The organism is Rania fehmarnensis (genome assembly GCF_056494185.1).
In genome coordinates, this window is record NZ_CM151398.1 from 8,470,496 (window position 1) to 8,487,727 (window position 17,232).

General features: G+C 50.3%; 19 protein-coding genes and 1 tRNA gene. 12 read left to right on the top strand and 8 right to left on the bottom strand.

What is annotated here, in order from left to right; genetic code table 11:
- From SH573x_RS28870 to SH573x_RS28880, 3 genes are read right to left on the bottom strand one after another with little or no spacing between them, the layout of a single operon-like run.
- Window positions 1-357: a hypothetical protein gene (locus tag SH573x_RS28870; RefSeq protein ID WP_479351519.1), complete on the bottom strand. Its 357-nt coding sequence runs from the start codon at window positions 355-357 to the stop codon at window positions 1-3.
- 3 nt (window positions 358-360) lie between these two features.
- Complete coding sequence (locus tag SH573x_RS28875; protein WP_479351521.1) at window positions 361-810, bottom strand: type II toxin-antitoxin system VapC family toxin; 450 nt, start codon at window positions 808-810, stop codon at window positions 361-363.
- A complete protein-coding gene (locus SH573x_RS28880) occupies window positions 807-1,049 on the bottom strand; it encodes a hypothetical protein (protein WP_479351523.1) in 243 nt (80 codons plus the stop codon). The genes SH573x_RS28875 and SH573x_RS28880 overlap by 4 nt, the downstream gene beginning before the upstream one ends.
- Window positions 1,050-1,320: 271 nt before the next feature.
- Here SH573x_RS28880 and SH573x_RS28885 point away from each other — a divergent pair, with 271 nt between their 5' ends.
- The 5 genes from SH573x_RS28885 (at window position 1,321) to SH573x_RS28905 (ending at window position 5,427) form a co-directional block, all read left to right on the top strand.
- Window positions 1,321-1,599 carry an MraZ N-terminal domain-containing protein gene (locus SH573x_RS28885; RefSeq protein ID WP_479351525.1) on the top strand — a complete coding sequence of 93 codons (279 nt, stop codon included), beginning with the start codon at window positions 1,321-1,323 and terminating at the stop codon, window positions 1,597-1,599.
- Entirely contained in the window at window positions 1,580-1,972 is a 393-nt protein-coding gene (locus SH573x_RS28890; protein ID WP_479351527.1) for a type II toxin-antitoxin system VapC family toxin, read from the top strand. Before SH573x_RS28885 ends, SH573x_RS28890 begins: the two co-directional genes overlap by 20 nt.
- Entirely contained in the window at window positions 1,969-2,232 is a 264-nt protein-coding gene (locus SH573x_RS28895) for a type II toxin-antitoxin system Phd/YefM family antitoxin (RefSeq protein WP_479351529.1), read from the top strand. Before SH573x_RS28890 ends, SH573x_RS28895 begins: the two co-directional genes overlap by 4 nt.
- Before the next feature lie 128 nt (window positions 2,233-2,360).
- Window positions 2,361-5,039, top strand: a complete 2,679-nt coding sequence (gene mobF / locus SH573x_RS28900; protein ID WP_479351531.1) for a MobF family relaxase — start codon at window positions 2,361-2,363, stop codon at window positions 5,037-5,039.
- A complete protein-coding gene (locus SH573x_RS28905) occupies window positions 5,029-5,427 on the top strand; it encodes a hypothetical protein (RefSeq protein WP_479351533.1) in 399 nt (132 codons plus the stop codon). The genes mobF and SH573x_RS28905 overlap by 11 nt, the downstream gene beginning before the upstream one ends.
- A gap of 5 nt (window positions 5,428-5,432) precedes the next feature.
- Here SH573x_RS28905 and SH573x_RS28910 read toward each other — a convergent pair whose 3' ends face one another.
- The 3 genes from SH573x_RS28910 to SH573x_RS28920 are packed head-to-tail and all read right to left on the bottom strand — an operon-like array spanning window position 5,433 to window position 9,194.
- Window positions 5,433-7,148, bottom strand: a complete 1,716-nt coding sequence (locus SH573x_RS28910) for a tetratricopeptide repeat protein (protein WP_479351534.1) — start codon at window positions 7,146-7,148, stop codon at window positions 5,433-5,435.
- Window positions 7,138-8,805, bottom strand: coding sequence for an NB-ARC domain-containing protein (locus SH573x_RS28915; RefSeq protein ID WP_479351536.1), 1,668 nt, complete (start codon window positions 8,803-8,805; stop codon window positions 7,138-7,140). Before SH573x_RS28915 ends, SH573x_RS28910 begins: the two co-directional genes overlap by 11 nt.
- Complete coding sequence (locus tag SH573x_RS28920; RefSeq protein WP_479351537.1) at window positions 8,802-9,194, bottom strand: hypothetical protein; 393 nt, start codon at window positions 9,192-9,194, stop codon at window positions 8,802-8,804. Before SH573x_RS28920 ends, SH573x_RS28915 begins: the two co-directional genes overlap by 4 nt.
- Before the next feature lie 242 nt (window positions 9,195-9,436).
- Between SH573x_RS28920 and SH573x_RS28925 the strand changes: the two genes are divergently transcribed.
- From SH573x_RS28925 to SH573x_RS28955, 7 genes are all read left to right on the top strand, one after another.
- Complete coding sequence (locus SH573x_RS28925) at window positions 9,437-10,741, top strand: hypothetical protein (RefSeq protein ID WP_479351539.1); 1,305 nt, start codon at window positions 9,437-9,439, stop codon at window positions 10,739-10,741.
- Between the two features lies 1 nt (window position 10,742).
- Window positions 10,743-11,459, top strand: a complete 717-nt coding sequence (locus SH573x_RS28930) for a hypothetical protein (RefSeq protein ID WP_479351541.1) — start codon at window positions 10,743-10,745, stop codon at window positions 11,457-11,459.
- Between the two features lie 175 nt (window positions 11,460-11,634).
- Window positions 11,635-12,540 carry a ParB/RepB/Spo0J family partition protein gene (locus SH573x_RS28935; protein ID WP_479351543.1) on the top strand — a complete coding sequence of 302 codons (906 nt, stop codon included), beginning with the start codon at window positions 11,635-11,637 and terminating at the stop codon, window positions 12,538-12,540.
- Between the two features lie 154 nt (window positions 12,541-12,694).
- Entirely contained in the window at window positions 12,695-13,996 is a 1,302-nt protein-coding gene (locus SH573x_RS28940) for a type IV secretory system conjugative DNA transfer family protein (RefSeq protein ID WP_479351545.1), read from the top strand.
- 2 nt (window positions 13,997-13,998) lie between these two features.
- Window positions 13,999-14,589, top strand: coding sequence for a hypothetical protein (locus tag SH573x_RS28945; protein WP_479351547.1), 591 nt, complete (start codon window positions 13,999-14,001; stop codon window positions 14,587-14,589).
- Between the two features lie 11 nt (window positions 14,590-14,600).
- Entirely contained in the window at window positions 14,601-14,978 is a 378-nt protein-coding gene (locus SH573x_RS28950; protein ID WP_479351549.1) for a hypothetical protein, read from the top strand.
- Between the two features lie 311 nt (window positions 14,979-15,289).
- Window positions 15,290-15,523, top strand: a complete 234-nt coding sequence (locus SH573x_RS28955) for a helix-turn-helix domain-containing protein (RefSeq protein ID WP_479351550.1) — start codon at window positions 15,290-15,292, stop codon at window positions 15,521-15,523.
- 111 nt (window positions 15,524-15,634) lie between these two features.
- Here SH573x_RS28955 and SH573x_RS28960 read toward each other — a convergent pair whose 3' ends face one another.
- Together SH573x_RS28960 and SH573x_RS28965 are read right to left on the bottom strand one after the other, a co-directional pair.
- The gene (locus SH573x_RS28960; RefSeq protein ID WP_479351552.1) at window positions 15,635-16,777 is read right to left on the bottom strand and encodes a tyrosine-type recombinase/integrase; all 1,143 of its coding nucleotides are present in this window, start codon (window positions 16,775-16,777) and stop codon (window positions 15,635-15,637) included.
- Between the two features lie 165 nt (window positions 16,778-16,942).
- Window positions 16,943-17,016 (bottom strand) — tRNA-Arg (locus tag SH573x_RS28965).
- Window positions 17,017-17,232 lie beyond the last annotated feature (216 nt).

A 17,232-nucleotide genomic window follows, 5' to 3' on the forward strand; every position in this document is an offset into this window, starting at 1 on the left:
CTACTCCTGTGGTGTGTAGAGTAGCAACTGTTCTTCTTCGGACAGATTTTCGATAAGCCTGATCGATTCGAGCTGACCATGAGTGAATCTCGCCACAATGCCGATATAGACGCGCTCGTCGGGCATAATGCTGAACATCATGTCGCCATGGAAAAGTAACCGCCGCGTGGACTGGTTTTCGGCTTGATGTAGATCACGCCCTAGCCCTTTATCAAGATGCTGGATCAGTTCTCCATCACGCGTTATGGTGAACTTGCCAAAGTTCCGGAAGAAACGTTTAGTTTGCCCTTCGATTTGGGAAATATCACCGTATTTGGGAATAGAGACTTCGCATGTGATGTAGTCGTACATGCCCATGGCTCAACCCTTTCCGACCGGCTGCAACAATTGGTCGATTTCCATGAGCCAAAACACCTTGTCGTGTAGCGTTGATGCACGTTCGAAAAATGGCTTGTCAGCAGTAACCAGTGGTACGTCCAACCGCTTAGCTAGGGCGAGATAGAGACAATCATAGAGAGGGTGTTTCAACTCGAAGCCCAGTTCTGTTGCTTCGACCAATAGCTGCTCATCCTCGATGGCATGCACAGTTTCCTGGCGGAGTTCCATCAGCCAGTCACGCGTCGATTCGCGTGCTTCACCAGCAGTGAGCTCTTCGCGACGTACCCTTCGCACCAGGCCAGAAACCACTTCCTCTTTAATAATGGCGGGCGCGACTAGTTTTTTTTCTGAGCGTAGGATCTTTAGAGCTTCGGCCATTCCAGGCTCTGGCATAAACCACTTCAGGCTGACATTGGCGTCAACCACTATCATCCGCGATCCCAACGTTCGTCGCGAAGTAAATTGGCACTGTCAGCCATCACACCGTATTTATCCTTCAGTCTATTGAGACGATTTTCAGCACGATCTGCGAAGCGGTTTTGCGATTCGATCGCGGCTGCGGTGAGTAATCGCCGCACGTGGTTTTCAAGCGAATCATTTTCGCCAGATGCAATTCGTCGATGTACTGCCAATACCCAGTCGTCAATCTTCCTTACTCTTAAGTCTGCCATAGATACTGTCCGTGATGAGTTGCTGTCGTACCACAACTATCACGGATGACCGCATGCTGTCAACAATTAACTTCATCGATGCGCTGGCATGTCTGCATTTTGATTAACTGCCATAAATTCTTTTAGTATGTTGCATAAAGACAGTTTTGTAACTCACTACGACATGGTTGGTTTTACCCGTCGCGTCTGCCATGCTGAATTACTTTGACATAAATCGGAATCTATGGCAGTGTAGACGCATGAGGCATAAACTTGTAACCATGGAGGGTGTGTGAGCAATAACCAAGACGTTTCATCTTGGCCAACAAGACTCGATGCTACAGGTCGACTTGTAGTACCAGCGGATGCTCGACAGTCGCAAGGATGGTCGCAAGGTGAAGAACTGGTACTTGCGAAGAGTGACGATGGCACGTTGCGCATTCTTACGCTTCGGCAGTTCCTAAGCGAAGTTCAATCCTACTTTCAATCCAAAACAGGCAATCGAAGTTTAGTCGATGAACTCCTGGAAGAACGTCGCCAGGAGGTTCTGCGTGAAGAAAGCAGTTCTTGATGCGTCTGCGATGCTTGCGTTTCTGAATAAAGAAACCGGCGAAGAAGTCGTAGCACAATGGCTCTATGGTTCGATAATCTCTGCAGTCAACTACACCGAAGTGTTACAGAAGCTGGTCGACAAGCCTTCCGAAAAGCAACTGCTCGATGCGACCATCAGCAATCTCCGCATGCAAGTCGTGGAGTTTGATCGTGAGCAAGCAGTCACAGTCGCGACACTCTATGCTTCTGCCTCAAAGAAAACCTCCTTCGCGGATCGCGCCTGCATTGCACTCGGAATGCAAAAAAACATTCCTGTTCTCAGTGGCGACCGTCAATGGCGTGATCTCCAATTGCCCATCGAATTGATATTTTTCCGACATGTGCCGCATTGACGCATCGCGGCGAAGCCAAGGGGCAAGACTTGCTGGCAATAAACATCAACGAAGCGGAGCAATGTTTCGATGACTTGATCAACCGGGTTTTGGCTGGTGACGTCGTTTTCTTAACGCGAGCAAATCAACCGATCATCCGCATGATTGCAATCGGGCACGACACCAGTCCACGCACGGGCGGGTTCTGGGCTGGGCAGATTCTTTGCGGTGATGACTCAAAAAACTCCGACGTCGAAATTGCGACTAACTGTCCAACATAAGTTGCCGTGACGCATGACACAATTGCTATGCAACCTCGATGCAACATCGACACAAAAAATATGCAGCCGTGCATTCGTGAGTTGATGCAAATCATCTCCGCTGATAGACGAGCGTATAGTTTACCATCATGCTACGCGTCATCCAAAACAAATGCTCTGCTTCGGCCAAATCCTACTACACTCGCTCAGATTATCTGAGCGAAAGCCAAGAGCTCGTTGGCAAGTGGGGCGGTAAGCTTTGTGCTGAACTTGGCATGAGAGGCGAAGTCGACAAACAGAGCTTTGATCGCCTGTGCGATAACCTTCATCCGGTCACTGCTCAGCCGCTTACGATGCGCACGAACGGAGATCGCACAGTTGGATATGACCTCAATTTTCACCTGCCGAAAGGCGTAAGCATGGCAGCTCTGATTTTTGGTGATGATCGTATCATCCCGGCCTTTGAGCAAATGTCCGACGACATCATGAACCATGTTGAAGCCGATATGCGTACCCGAATCAGAAAGCACGGCTTGAATGATGAGCGGGTGACTGGCAATGGGATCTGGGGAGCGTTCACGCATTTGACAACTCGGCCAGAAATTGATCCAGACAAGGAATCTGAACAGCGCAGTGAAGCTGAGCCTGATCCACACGTGCATCGACATTGTTTCCTGTTCAACGTGACCAAAGATGCAACTGAAGGGGCTTTCAAGGCGGGCCAGTTCCGTGAGATAAAGCGAGACGCTGCGTATTATGAGTCGATGTTCCATGTTCAGATGGCAATGCGCATGCGCGAGCTTGGATACGACATCGAGCGAAATGGACGCGACTGGGATATTGCTGCCATCAGCCAGGAGTCCAAAAACAAGTTTTCCCGTAGAACACGCCGCATTGAGAAACTGGCAGATGAACTGGGCATTTCCAGCGACAAGGAAAAAGATCAATTGGGAGCAAAAACTCGGGCAAAAAAATCGGCTGACTTGGGCCTATCGGAACTGATCGAACGATGGAAGGCAAGACTATCAACTGCTGAAGCGAACACGATAGCAACATCTCTTCCGGCCAAAACGATACGAGTACCTGTTGCTTCTTCGACGTTGCATGCTGAGCAGAGTATGGAGCTATCCAAGCTTCACCACTTTGAGCGCAACTCCGTTGTGCCACTGCGTTCCTTGCTCACGCATGCGTTGCGTCATGGTATCGGCAATGTCACCAGCCAAGATATTCATGCCCAAGTCGAAGAGCAGGGGCTCATTACTCGCGAAATGGACCGGAGAGTGTGGGCGACGTCACGTGAAGTTATCCGCGAAGAATCACAAATGGTCGACATAGCTTCGAGTGGTCGCAATACATGCGATCCCCTAAACGCGAATTGGATTATACGGAGAGATTGGCTCAACGCGGATCAACGGCATGCGGTTGAGAACATTCTGCAGTCTCGCGATTCGATTATCATGACGCTCGGTCGCGCGGGCGTCGGTAAAACGACACTCATGCAAGAAGTAAAGGATGCCATCGAGGACACTGGCACCAAACTTTACGCATTTGCGCCATCTGCTGAAGCAAGTCGAGGCGTTCTAGCCGCTGAAGGGTTTGATGCGACCACGGTGGCAGAGTTGCTTGTTTCAAAGCAGCTACAGGCGGAAGTCGCGGGCAATTTCATTCTCGTTGACGAGGCTGGTTTATTAGGCACGCGAACAATGAAGCAAACTCTTGAGCTCGCAGATCGGCTTGATTGTCGCGTATTGCTCGTGGGCGACTATTCTCAAAACCATAGTATTGAGCGCGGTTCAGCGCTACGAATCTTACACCATAATGCAGGAATCATCCCCGCAGAAGTAAAACAAATCCAGAGGCAGAAGAGCACTTATAAGGAGGCGGTTGAGTTCTTTGCGGCTGGCGATACTGACGCAGGCATGGACAAATTGCAGTCGCTCGGTTGGGTCCAGGAAATTGAAGACAGCGATGCGCGCTACCGCAGTCTTGCAAACGAATTCGCAAAGAGTATTGCCGCTAAGGAGTCCGTGCTGGCCATAGCGCCGACTCATGCTGAATCTGAGCGACTGACCCATGCGATACGCATCGAATTGAAGCAACGCAAACTTATTGAAATGGAAGAGCGTGAGATTTTGACACTCAAGCCACTAAGATTCACCGAAGCCGAGAAGATGGATGCGGATCGCATCAAACATGCCGATACCATCGTGTTCCATCAAAATGCCACAGGATTTAAGCGAGGAAGCAGACTCGATCCCAAGCTCCAGGATGCCGCAAAACTCCGCAAAGCTGCAAAGCGGTTCGAGGCATTTTCCCGGTCAACCATCAAGCTTGCGAAGGGTGATTTAATTCGAATCACCGGAAACGGACAAACAAAGGATGGTAAACGACTAAACAACGGAGCCGTATACCAACTCGACCGCTTCAACGACGATGGCGACCTCGTTTTGACAAATGGCTGGACGATCGACCGTGACTATGGTTTCATCTCGCAAGGATATGTGTCAACCAGCCACGCGTCACAAGGAAAAACAGTCGACCGCGTGCTCATCGCTGAATCATCGATAAGCTATCCAGCTATGGGACGTGAACAGACATACGTCAGCCTTAGTCGAGGCAAGCATGAGGCTATCGTCTACACGGACGATTTATCGCTGTTGAAAGATGCCATTCGTCGTAGTACTGACGGCATAACAGCGACAGAATTTATGCAACAGAAACAAACTGAATTGGAACGGCGCATCCGCGACCAAAAGTCAGTCGCTATCGCAGCGAAGCGTGATGGTGTAGAGCATGCCAAGCAATGGGAGACGGTGTATGACCGATAGCAGCCTGAAGTTAGCTCTGAATATGCACACGAAGCGTGTCAACCAGCCTAGCATGCCTCAAAACGACGAGGAAGAGTATCAAGCGTTTCATTATGGACGCGTTGGCTTGAAAGCACAATTCACAATTGGCTTCAGGAAGTCGGACGGCTTTAGCGAGGGGTTTGCCTATGCAGACTTTCGCGGGTGGTCAACGGCTGATCCGGATCGCGGATTCGAACTTCTTTTCATGAACGTGAAAGTCGTTATCGACGGACGGAACTTAGGAAGGATTCTTGATCTGATCCGTCAGCACAGACTCACGGACCTTTTTGAAGCATCGAGAGAGCAACTAATGCTACTACCCGAAGATGCACCGGCGATATCGAAAATAACTCGCCGCTCCATTTAAGTTCACTAGCCGGGTCCGAATAGCTTTTCTCGATGCTCTATTAACATTCCGGCCAATCGGGAATGTGAGCCCAATTTCGCGCATATGGAATCGACGCTTTGGTCTAACAAAATCCTTGCCGCTTCGGTACGTCCAAGCTCGTGCTTGACGTCGGCTAAGTTACACAAAGCAACTGCGTAATCAACATGATAACACATTCCAAGACGTTCAAATATCTCCAAGCACAAGGTAAGACTATTCTCCGCATTTGTATAATCTCGCTGAGCAAATAAGATATTGGCCTTCATGCCCATTGCTACCGCATACGCATGACTGAATATTCCGAGAATCGGCTCAATGATATTCATGGACTCTCTAATCATTTCACATGCTGCTTCTAATTTCTCATCTAATTTTAGCGCAGAAGCATAATTAGCAAGTAACGAGGCATGGAAAATCAGGTCTTTTTCTTTTATTCCAGTCGCAATCTCGTATCCTTGGCCAAACGCCGCAATCGCAGGAGCAGTCTCGAACTTCGCAAGGTGGACGACTCCAATGTTATTGTATATTGCAATCAAATCCGGATGGCCTATCCCAAACTGCCTCACGATCAGTCGTCGAGCTGTGTCGTAATACTCCAGCGCGTCCGAAAACCGGTCTCGCGACCGGCACACCCTCCCAAGAGCGTTGAGAGTACAAACCCAGTCTTGATTGTAATCGATAGCAGCGCGGGTGAAGATTTCATTTGCACGCAAAAGAAGGCGTTCTGCAGCATCGAACTCTAGTTTTTCAATCAAAACTGAGGCCAATTGAGTCATACTTGCAGCTAAAATAGGATGATTGCCACCAAGCAGATGCTCCCGAATTTGAACTACATGCTGGAGTTCAACTGCCGCTAAATCCCATTCCTGCATTCTCCAATAGAGTACCCCTAAGTTACTTCTGGAAAGCGCTGTCTTTGTATGCAGCTCTCCAAACTGCGAGTAATCTAAATCAAACGCTCTTTCCAAATGACTTCTTGCTTCAACGAAGGAACCTTCTTTCATAAGGACAAGAGCGATGTTGGGGAGGCAAGTAGACAGTAGCTCCGAACCACGAGGTCCCAATTTTTCAGTTAGCTCAAGAGCCTTTATTAGAATGCTCTTTGCATTTTGATATTCGCCATGGCAAAGCTCTATTCGACCCGCAGCATTATACAAAAATGCTTTAAGTTCATCTGAGCATCCAAGCTCAAGTGTCGCTACAATTGCTTCTTCCGCCGTTGCGAATTCACTCAATTCGATATAGACTGAAACAAGTATTGAGAAGGCGACCTCCGCACTTTGGCTATCAAGGAGGCCGCATTCCTCGAACGACAAGAGCGATTCTTCAAGTTGTCTCCTCGCGGCTTGAAAGTTGCCGGCCCAAAAGCTACTTGAACCTAGGGCCGTAAGTAGCATCGCACGTCCCGCTGAATCGCCAGAATCTAATCTTTGGTGAATATCTTCCGCTAACTCGGCGTGGCGTTTCGCAGTTGAAAAGTCGTCTATGCGAGTCGCCACATAATAGAGGCATAAAGACAATCTAAGAAGGCGATCATTCCTAATTCCTGCTTCGCTGGCGTTATCAGCGGCACTTACCAGATGGGGTATCGCTCGGAAGATTTCGGCTTGGGAACGTTTTGCCCAGTCAAACAATAACGGTTGGCAAAGTGCCGCTTCAACAGCCATCTCCGCGAATGCCTTTTGTTGTTCAGGCGTCATCTAAGTTTCGCACCATCTCTTGCACGAGTGAATGGATCGAATAAAATTGCAACTGCGATTCGAGACGTACGAGAGAATATCTCGCCAATGGGGCTAAGGCTTCCGCAACAGCCATTTCCTTTTCGGTAGCGTGTTCCAACAATTCCCGGAGCGATTTTGGCAAAGTTCGTGAAGCATTGATTAGATAGCTAAACGCGATGGGGCTCGATGCCCTTAAGAAGGCAGTAAAACGTAGTAGGTCGGCCGATGCAGGCGCGATCTTTTTAATTTCGGCGAAATTCATCAGCCAAGTTGTCGCAACCGACTTTCGGTAATCGCCGGTCATTGGTTTCTGCCTCTCAAGTAATCGAATTCGTAGAAGGGAAAACTCTCGTAAGTACTGAGAAACGAGAACCTGCTTCTCGACGACGTAAGCGATTGCTTGCTCTATCGCAAGTGGCAATCCTTCAAGCTCACCATGCAGGCTACGAATGGATTCGAAATCGCTTACTAAAAACTGCCTTTGCCCCGCTCTTGCAAGACAGAATTGCAGCGACTCTTCGGCAGTAAATTCGTTTAAAGGCAGACAATCCACCGCACCTACATTGTCCAAGAACTGGCTGCGAGACGTGAGGAGTATCTTACCTCGAACTACGTGTGGCAAGAAGGGAAGTACATCCGTCGGCTCGTCGGCATTATCAAGAATAAGCAGCCAATTTTCCTGAAGACACATCCAATACTTTACTGCATCTATAGCATTTTTTTCGTTATTTCTGTCGAACTGCAAATTTAGAATGTTTGCCAGAGTGATGTAGCCCGAGCGTATATTGTCGACGGAATCTGCAGTAATCCAGAAGACGAAGCTAAACGCACTTCCGAACCGATAAGCATACTCGAGGGCGACCTGCGTCTTACCAATGCCTCCAAGGCCGGTCAATGCTACGATTTTAGTGTTTTTATCAAATATTTCTTTTATTTTATTTAGCCATGTCGATCGACCTGAGAAGTATTCATTCCTGCGGAATGGTACAGTCGCAATAAATTCCGTCGACAAAACAGCGCTTCCGGTCGAAGGTCGATTGGTTGTAACGGCGGAATGCTCTCGACTATCACTGCAACGCCTTTTCAATTCGTTTGTGATCGGGTCAAACTGTTCGACAATGGCAATGAGCTGCTGTACTGTCGCCTTTAAAAATCGGGCGCCCCCCGGAATTCTTATAAATACTGATATATTTTTTGGCGAAAGAATCTCACAATTGACGGTTCCGTCGCGGCGGATTAGATCTACCACTCGGCAGTAGCGAATTTTTTTGTCTTGGACGATTCGTTCCGCCTCGCCAAAGAGTGCCCGAATTGGTGGCGATCCCTGTCGCCGGGAGTCTTGCTTTAATTCGGTGAGAATTGGCGAGAAGGCGTCGATGATTTCACTGGAAAGTGGATGCCCGATCTTGAATGCCAATAGCCGCCAGATAACTCGATTTAACACCTTGCGCGCATTACCATGCACTTCGGTGCTTTTCTGATTTCGCTCAATGCCACCAGGCCAATCTACAACAGTACGATCGACATCAACGTTCAACTCCCTAACGGTATAAGTCTGAACGCGAAATGCATCGGTATGCTCGGCTAAATCTACTTCAACGTAGATTTCCACGGCTCGAATTGGTGCGTGATTCAATTCAGATCGTTTTCCGTAGGGTGTTTGGGCACCGCCGATTGCATTCGGCGGGGTTCCCGTAGATTGTAACCTTCTATAGAAAGTCCGTGTTCAGAGAGTGCACAGGCCGCCCCGTGAAGCTTGTCGATTACATGTTTGTAGCCAATTCCAGATCGTTCGAGAACTTCGATTGCTTTCAAGAGGTTTGTGACAAGGACTCGTTGTCCGTAGACGAGTCGCTCCAACTGCATCTCGTGAAGGATTGCACCGCTGTCTGCAATCAGAGCCTGCGCGTAGCGAGTGGGGTACGTTGAATCGGTTGCCCCGTCCCTCGCCCCGCATAGCAGGCTTTCTGCTTCGTTAAGCACGTCGAGAATTTTGCCCACGTGGCTTAGATAGTTGTGCTGCATTTGTACTCCATCTGTACCAACGTTATCGATGGACTTTTAACCTATGTCAACAACAAACACGGGCCTCAACGATGCTGTGGTAATCCATGGGGATCTTTGTCCACACATGTCGACGTAAACCGTTGCAAAATAGTAACTTGCGCACATGATTGCCTAAGGCTCGAGACTACTTCGAGCTTTCCTGGGTGCTTTTAGCACGTTCCTATCTGCCCTCACGGGCCAAGTCTGAAAAGGGGTTCGTTATGTACCGAGTAATGAGGTTTGTTCAGTGCCAACGCTTCAAGGGTTTGAGTTCGGGGTTATGTGCGGCGCTCGCATGCAGCTTCGTGTTTACCGTAATGATCGTGGGCCTGGCTCCGAAGTCAGGCGAGTCGGATGTATCCAAGCAATATCTTCTCGGCGGAAGCGGGCAGCGTGACGATCTCGAATCTGAAGCTTCCATAGTAGCCAAGTCGCCCGAAAAGGCGTCGTCTTCGCCAATTCGGCCAGCATCTGTGGTTGGCGATGCCCTGGTCGTCGAGAAACCGCAGGCAGAGTCGGTGTGCGACGATTTGCCGATCGTGCATGAAAAGAAAGGAGCTTTGGAAAGACTCAGTACTGCTGCGAACGACGACCCTTTCGCCACAGAATCACTGGTCGGAGATGATGTTGCTTCTGACCCATTTGCAACGGAGCAAATGGAGACCAAGGATTCCAAAGCTCTGTTTCGCGAATGTATTCCACGAATATTGCAAGCCGATCAAGAACGGATGCAGGCATGCTGCGACCTTGGGAAAAATGTCGAAACGGCTCTGCTTGGAATTCACCAGCAGTCGATTTCCGACGAGATGGTATCGTCGGTCACGAGCCTTAGTTCGAAGGCATACTACCTAGCTGATTCCGCCAACCATCGTCTTTGGATTGCCAGTGAGTTCACCGAACACGTCTTATCGTCGGACGACCTGGCAAATATTGTCGAGAGCGAATTGGCGGCGTTTCAGGCGAAGCTGGTTGATATCGACAATCGCCTGCTAATCGACCTTCGGGCGGATATCGAATGCGACCCTTCGACTGTGCAATTGAAGCCGATCGATTTCGGCCCGCTGCAAACTTCCATTGGAGATTTCCAGTCGACAGTTACAAGCGCCATATCGGCAAGCCTTCAGGAGGACTTGGCAAGCTTCTTCGTAGCGTTGGCTGCGGAAGAAGTTGGACGACAGGGCGCGCTTGCATGGTATGCCGATGAAAACGGAGAAGTTACTCCCATTCAGGAATTTTCTGCGATGATTGTCGGCAGCCTCACCGGGCTTCTTGCGGATCAGGTTGTTTCAAAAATCGCGAATGTGGACGAGAAGGTAGTTGATAAATGTCGTCAGGCCCGAGAATCGATCCTCGCCCAGACCATGCCCACATATGACGATGGAAAACTCTGGTTTGCCGACGCCTTGAAACATACGCGCGAGCATCGCGATACCGTGCTTGCGGGCATCATCTCTGAGATGAAACTTGACGTCGATTGGGCAGCGTCCGAATACGCTCAAGCGTTTGATAGCTTGGAGGTGAAATAACATGCGGAACTACATTATCCTCGCGTTCATTTCATTAACAGCTAGTTTGAACACATCCACTTCTGCAGAAGCTGGGATTTTGGGCAAAGTGATTCGTGAAGCCGCAGAGGCGATCGTCAAGACTGGCACTGTAGAAGGTCTGGAACACGGTGCCAAATCGGCTTCTAAGAAAGTGGCGAAGGAATACGCCGAAGCAGCCGCGAAACGTGCTGCATCGAAAACCGTGATAACTTTCACGGATGACGCGGTTCGGCTGGCTGGCAGTCACAGTGCTGCTCTGTCCTTGGCCGATGATGCGGCCAAGGCAACAGCAAAGTTGTCATCACGCAATGCACGGCGTCTGGCAATAATGGCCGATGATATTGAGAGATCTGGCAAGACGCCAGAATTGATCAAACACTTGGCCGAGAACGCTGCGGCTGATCAATGTGTCGATTTTCTCTGGCGTAACAAAGGCACCCTCCTCACCGGTGCGGCCATTACGACGGTGATGATGAATCCAGAGATTGTCAGCGAGCCCGTAAGTCGCATCGGGGAAGCAGCGGTTAATGCAACTGCTCGTGAAATCATCTACCCGCTCACCGGTGGAACGATGATTGGCACCTGGATGTTCCTGGTGATCGGGGTCTTCGTAATCGCAGCGGGCCTGACCCTCTGGTTGCGTACGCGGCGACTTAGAAAGTGGATTTCTTGGTTTGGTGTGATGAGACCACAGTAGTTACCTGCTCATTTCCGCTATAGGGACCAGGTTACGCCTGGTCCCTACTCCGGCTCAGCTGTCAATGCAATGAAACTTTGCATAGCAATTGAGCTTAATCACTGCCCGGCTACTGATGTAGCGAACGGCATTTCTGACATTCCATTCTATTACCAATGCAAGTGATGGTGCGTAAATGAAAGACCTAATCGCGGAAGCGTTGCGCAAAAACATACCTCTTGAATTGCTTGTTCCAGATCCTAAACAACCACGGAAAGATAATAGCCCTGCATATAGCGATACATCGATTGCGGAGCTAGCCAAAAACATGTTGCAGCAATCGCAACTGGTTGATGTCATCGTATTCGAAGAAACGACGATTGATGCTGCCACCGATATACGTCCAAAACCAACAGGTCGATATATCTTCGTTGATGGCCATCGCAGGCGCTTAGCCGCCCAACAAAACAACTGGACGTCACTTCGCTGCACCGTGTTACCTCGCCGACCAGAACCGCGTGAATTGCTGTCGCTACAGTTCAGTATCAATGAGCAACGGGAGAGCTTGAAGCCCCTGGAACTTCTTGCATTCTTCCAAAGCTTCATGGCTGAATTCGGCATGAAGCAATCGGAGTTGGCTGAATGGTTTGGGATCAGCAAAAGCGCGATTTCAAACCTACTCAAGCTAAACGAGAGCACTGACGAAGAGCGGGAATTGATTTCTAATGGACGGCTGGGAGTATCTGCAGCGGCTGCACTTTGTCGCATGGATCCCGATACGCGCAAAGATGCGCTCGCAGAAGTACGCAGTGGAAGCGTGACGCGTGACGAACTGCATGGTCGCTCAAAGCGACGCGGACAAACCTCGGGGAAGCCGCGAGAAAACTCGGTGAAACGATTCACCTTTGAACTTCCTTCGGCCAAAGCGAGTTTCGCAGCGAGTAGCGGCTTCTCAATTGATCATCTGCTCAAACTGCTGGAAGAGCTGGCTCGCATTTGCAAGAAAGCTCGAGCAGAAGGATTGGATATTACCACCCTTGAGCGAGTTGTTCGCGACCGCATGAAAGCTGCTTCAGCAGAACCGGGAGGCCAACATGTTTAGTTTCCGTAGACATCGCAAACGTGGCGTTTGGGATCGCGATACCCGCGTCCTCACTTTTGGAAAAAACGATCATTTGACGATGGGGGACCTGTACGAAAACACAGCCATTTTTGGTGCACCCGGCTCTGGCAAAACGTCAGGCAGCATCTACGCATTGCTCTATGCGCTCTTGTGTTTAGGCTTCGGCGGTACGGTGCTTACGACGAAAGTCGATGATACCGAGCGAATCGTTCGCATCGCGCGTATTGCAGGTCGAGAACGAGATGTCATCATCTTTGATCCTCGATCTGGAAGCCAATTCAACTTCCTGGACTACCAGCACTCGCAGCTAGGATCTGGAACTGGTTTCACCGAAAACCTAATTAACTTGTTTGACGACTTATCGCAGCTGGCCGAACGCATAAGCGGACGGCCACCTTCCACCGCAGGCGACCAGTATTGGGATTCGGCGAAGCGGCAACGGCTTCGCGGCACCGTCGATTTGCAGTCGCTTGCAATCGGCAAAGTCGATATGCCGAGCATACTTGATTTGCTTCGTGCTGCGCCAAAAAGCCTGGCGGAGGCCAGGGATCCCGCCTGGCAGTCGCAGTCGCTAATTGTTGCTGCGCTGCGGCTTGCCAGAGAACGTGCCAACAGTGACGAAGCACATCATGACATCGCCGAAATTGAGAGATATTTTCTCGACACCAATGCCAAACTGTCTGAAAAGACTCGCAGCATTGTTGATTCGATGGTGGAAAGCTTCCTCGATCTGTTTGGACGCGGCATGCTTTACAACACCTTTTGCCAAGGCAGTACGTGTACGCCGTCGGATTGCTCCAATGGAAAGATTGTGATCGTGAACTTTCCGGTGAAGCAGTATATGGCACTGGGTGTCATCGCTCAAACCATCTGGAAAGTTCAATTTCAACAGATGCTTGAGCAAAGGAAGCCTGATGAAGGCTGTCCGTGCTTCTTGTGTATTGATGAGTGTCAAAACTTTCTGTCGGTTCGTGACAGCTTGTTTGCCGCTACGGCGAGAAGCAGCCGATGTGCAAATATCTTCTGCACCCAGTCGATCAGCAACATGCGAATGGCCATGGCTGCTAACGATGCTGGCTCTGCTGCAGTCGATACGCTCATTGGCCTCTGTGGCACGAAAATCTTTCACCAGAATTCCGACGCGCCAACCAATCAGTATGCGTCCGACCTATTTGGAAGACGCAAGATCCGGATGCGATCGAGTTCGACATCACACCCGGAGCGTCAATCGGAGATGTGGATGGAACGAGGCGGCGAATTCACCACCAGTTGTAGCGAAGCATTTGAACCAGTTTTGGAGCCGCATGTTTTTACCTCACTAAAGAAAGGAGGACCACCTTCCCTACTCACCGAAGCCATCGTTTTTTCTGGCGGTCGTAAATGGTACGGCAGCCGCGATACGTTTCTCAAAGTGAATTTCAAGCAAGGATTTTGAGCATGTTAACAGGACAGCAATTACAAGACCAACAGCAGATCAAGCCAGGTGAATTGCATATCATCGTTGGCAACCTATTCAGGCACGCAATCAATGTTTGGGCGTCATTCTTCTATGCCTTCACTCGGCATTCGTTTGGCTGCCGCTACTACAGTGGCCGCGCGTTTCTGGCTGTATTTCTCTTGTTTGCGTGGGAATCAATCATGGCACCGCATGCCGATCCCGCGCTGCACATGCTAGTGGGTGGAGTGTTCTTCATCGTTGCGATTTGCCATCAAGGGAAAGCCCATCGTAACAAGGGTCACATTGTTCATTCGCACTTCAATGGCATGCCGCGATTAACTGGGAAGCTCGGCATTTCACTCAACACAGCCAAGGGCTTCTTCGAGCCGTTGCTCGTCGGAGTTGTTGGAGCTGCTTTGCTGCAGCTTGATTTTAGTCTCGGTCTGTTTTTCATCATTGGCGGAGTGTGCTGCATGCTAGATGACGCCGCCATTCGTGATTGCAACCGGGAAAAGGCTCGCCGCATGCGTGATGCGGAGCTCGAGTCGCATGAAGTTTGGGATACCTATGACGAACTTTACAAAAACTAGGAGCAACCATTGTGAGCGAATCCATGGAGCAAGCCAAAGGCTCGAAGCTATCTGCGATTGCGCAGGCCGCACTGAATAGAACCGCCGAGTTTGTGAAGCAAACTGGAAAGGACATCTATGAAGATTGCGCACCGGTCGTCACTGCCATGGGCAGGCAAGGTGCGGGAGAGCTCGGCAATTTCTTTGCCAGGCCTTTTCCCGATTCATTCGGGCCAGTCGACGCAGTTGGAACACCATTTCATCCAACGCAGATGCAAGTTTCTCAGGAGGTAGGTCTTTACGGTGAAGCCCCGTCGGCGGGCAACGCGAACTTGGAACCAGTCGCTGAGCAACCGACATCAGCAGTCCCCACAATGCAAAAGGACGTTGAACCCGACCTGGAGCCTTAGAAAAGTGAAAACAGATATTCCGGAATCAGCGCGAGTTGAGCTTCACGCCCTACTCGCGCAAGTTCAAAGCCTGCAGCAACAGCTATTGTTGCTGCTCGGCAACAGTCCGATGCTACGGTCATGGTTTACACCAGCTGAGTTTGCTCGCGAAGTACGACGAACACCAGCAGTGGTTCGGGCCTGGTGTCGAAACAAACGTCTGAACGCACGAAAGCGGGCAGTGGGAAGGGGCAAGACGCTCGATTGGGAAATTGCATCAGATGAATTAGTGCGATTTCGAAACCACGGTCTTTTACCACCGGAGACGCGTTATGCAGCTACTCACCGTAAAGGAACTGGCTGAACGGCTTCGAGTTTCTCTGGCCACAGCATACACGCTTGTGAAACGATGCAAGATAGCGTCACTGCGTGTGGGCGGCGCAATTCGTATCCGCGAGTGTGATCTTGATACCTATATGTCGAGCTCAACTCAGCCAGTGATAATCGAACAATCGGTTGCCAGGCCAGTGCGAGTACGGCTCAAACATTTGAAACTGAACAAGTAGCGATCAAGTATCTGAACACCGTGCAAGCCGAGAGGTTTGCAACAACTACCCCTGGAGCGTGGCAGCGCTCCAGGGGTTTTTCCATTCGCAAACTTTGTCGATACGAGCAAGCTATCCTTGAATTGCGCGCTCTGCCTGCTTACGCATGTGATCAGGATGGTGTGAAAGGTGCTGATAAACTCGCGAAAGTGTACTGGGGTCATTATGACCCATTAACACGGCAACAGTGAGTGCGTCTAGGCCTGACTGTAACGCGCGAGTGGCCCAACTATGCCTCAACGAATAGAGCGAGTAATGTGGCGCAAATGCGCAGGCCACTTTGTATCGAAACTTGCGTTTCAACTTCGGTGGCAAGTCTTTGAACTCTTCACTCATTTGCTCCTTCTTCATGAACGCAGTCACCAACGTATCGAGGTCGAGCCCCTGTTGCTTGATTCGATCCTGGCCGATTCGAATCTGAGTTCGCAGGAAGCCGCAGTTAACCGCATCAGTTGTCCAAGCCCTGCCTTTTGAATTTCGAAAGAGCTTACCCTCGGGATACTTATTGACGAGCCGCTGTGTTACCTCCAGGGCGTAAGTTGCCAGATAAACAATGCGAGGCTTCTTTTTCCCCTTCGCCTCTTTTGGTGGCAATATCCAACGGCCGTTTTTTGCATCGAAGTGGCGAGCCTCCACTTTCAAAATTTCCTGTGGTCGAGTTCCTGACTCGAAGCACACGCGGCACAACTCCAAAAACGTGTCGTCGCGTATGTAGCTGCAAAACAGCTCGAATTCCTCCGACGTGATGCATACATCTCGCGATTCAGCACCTGGCACTTCCATGGAAGCCACCGGATCCGATTCCACATAGCCTTGCTGGACAGCCCATTTCACACACCGCTTCACGGTCCGAATGTAGTTGCGTCTCGACGTTTGCGACAGCTCAGTGTACGAGTCCACCCACTGCTGGATGTGGAATGGTCGAATTTCGGAAGCCGTTAAATCTGGCCAGTGCTGGCAGAATCGTTCTATGCGATAACGATACCATTCGTACGTTTCGGCTGCCCGATTGGTAGAGGTCCATTCCAGGAAACTGTCGGCGATAGCGGCGAATGATTGCGAAGCTACCTTGGCGGTTTGGGGCTCCCGCATCAGGGCGTAGAAACGATCAAAGGCAGCCTTCTTATTTGGTCCAAGATTGTGGCGGGTGCCAGCAATCGTCACGAACCAGGCGTCACGGTCTTTACGAAACCACGGTTTGGGTAGTCGAGCCATGGGGAAATCCTTCGGCAAGAGAAACACGAACACACCGTGCAAGCCGAAGGATGCTGAAAGCCGGTTGCCTGGCAGGGCAAAAGCGACTCAGGAGAATGATATGCACGACGGGGAAAATTGTGTACCGAATTCTGTACCAGCGTTTTCCGAATCGTCGTAAGTCAGTACACCCAAATGGATTCGAACCATTAACCTTCGGTTCCGTAGACCGATGCTCTATCCAGTTGAGCTATGGGTGCGGCAGGGGCGGCGGGCGGTCGAGGGGGACCGCGCTGGTGCTTCGCCTATTGTTACTCAACTCGCCTTGTTCGACAAGCGGGGCCCAATATGGTTTTAAACCCCTTTTCTCACCCCGTCCGAAGCCTCCCCCTCCGCTCCATCCCCAGTCTTTTTGTCCCGATCGGAACATCCCCCTGCCACCACTGGAGATCGTCCAGCTTTTAACTCGTGGCAGC

Bases quoted from the DNA above. Each gene is read 5' to 3' on its own strand.
- SH573x_RS28870 (WP_479351519.1), bottom strand. From the start codon at position 357: ATGGGCATGTACGACTACATCACATGCGAAGTCTCTATTCCCAAATAC.
- SH573x_RS28875 (WP_479351521.1), bottom strand. From the start codon at position 810: ATGATAGTGGTTGACGCCAATGTCAGCCTGAAGTGGTTTATGCCAGAG.
- SH573x_RS28880 (WP_479351523.1), bottom strand. From the start codon at position 1,049: ATGGCAGACTTAAGAGTAAGGAAGATTGACGACTGGGTATTGGCAGTA.
- mobF (WP_479351531.1), top strand. From the start codon at position 2,361: ATGCTACGCGTCATCCAAAACAAATGCTCTGCTTCGGCCAAATCCTAC.
- SH573x_RS28905 (WP_479351533.1), top strand. From the start codon at position 5,029: ATGACCGATAGCAGCCTGAAGTTAGCTCTGAATATGCACACGAAGCGT.
- SH573x_RS28910 (WP_479351534.1), bottom strand. From the start codon at position 7,148: ATGACGCCTGAACAACAAAAGGCATTCGCGGAGATGGCTGTTGAAGCG.
- SH573x_RS28920 (WP_479351537.1), bottom strand. From the start codon at position 9,194: ATGCAGCACAACTATCTAAGCCACGTGGGCAAAATTCTCGACGTGCTT.
- SH573x_RS28925 (WP_479351539.1), top strand. From the start codon at position 9,437: ATGTACCGAGTAATGAGGTTTGTTCAGTGCCAACGCTTCAAGGGTTTG.
- SH573x_RS28930 (WP_479351541.1), top strand. From the start codon at position 10,743: ATGCGGAACTACATTATCCTCGCGTTCATTTCATTAACAGCTAGTTTG.
- SH573x_RS28935 (WP_479351543.1), top strand. From the start codon at position 11,635: ATGAAAGACCTAATCGCGGAAGCGTTGCGCAAAAACATACCTCTTGAA.
- SH573x_RS28945 (WP_479351547.1), top strand. From the start codon at position 13,999: ATGTTAACAGGACAGCAATTACAAGACCAACAGCAGATCAAGCCAGGT.
- SH573x_RS28955 (WP_479351550.1), top strand. From the start codon at position 15,290: ATGCAGCTACTCACCGTAAAGGAACTGGCTGAACGGCTTCGAGTTTCT.
- SH573x_RS28960 (WP_479351552.1), bottom strand. From the start codon at position 16,777: ATGGCTCGACTACCCAAACCGTGGTTTCGTAAAGACCGTGACGCCTGG.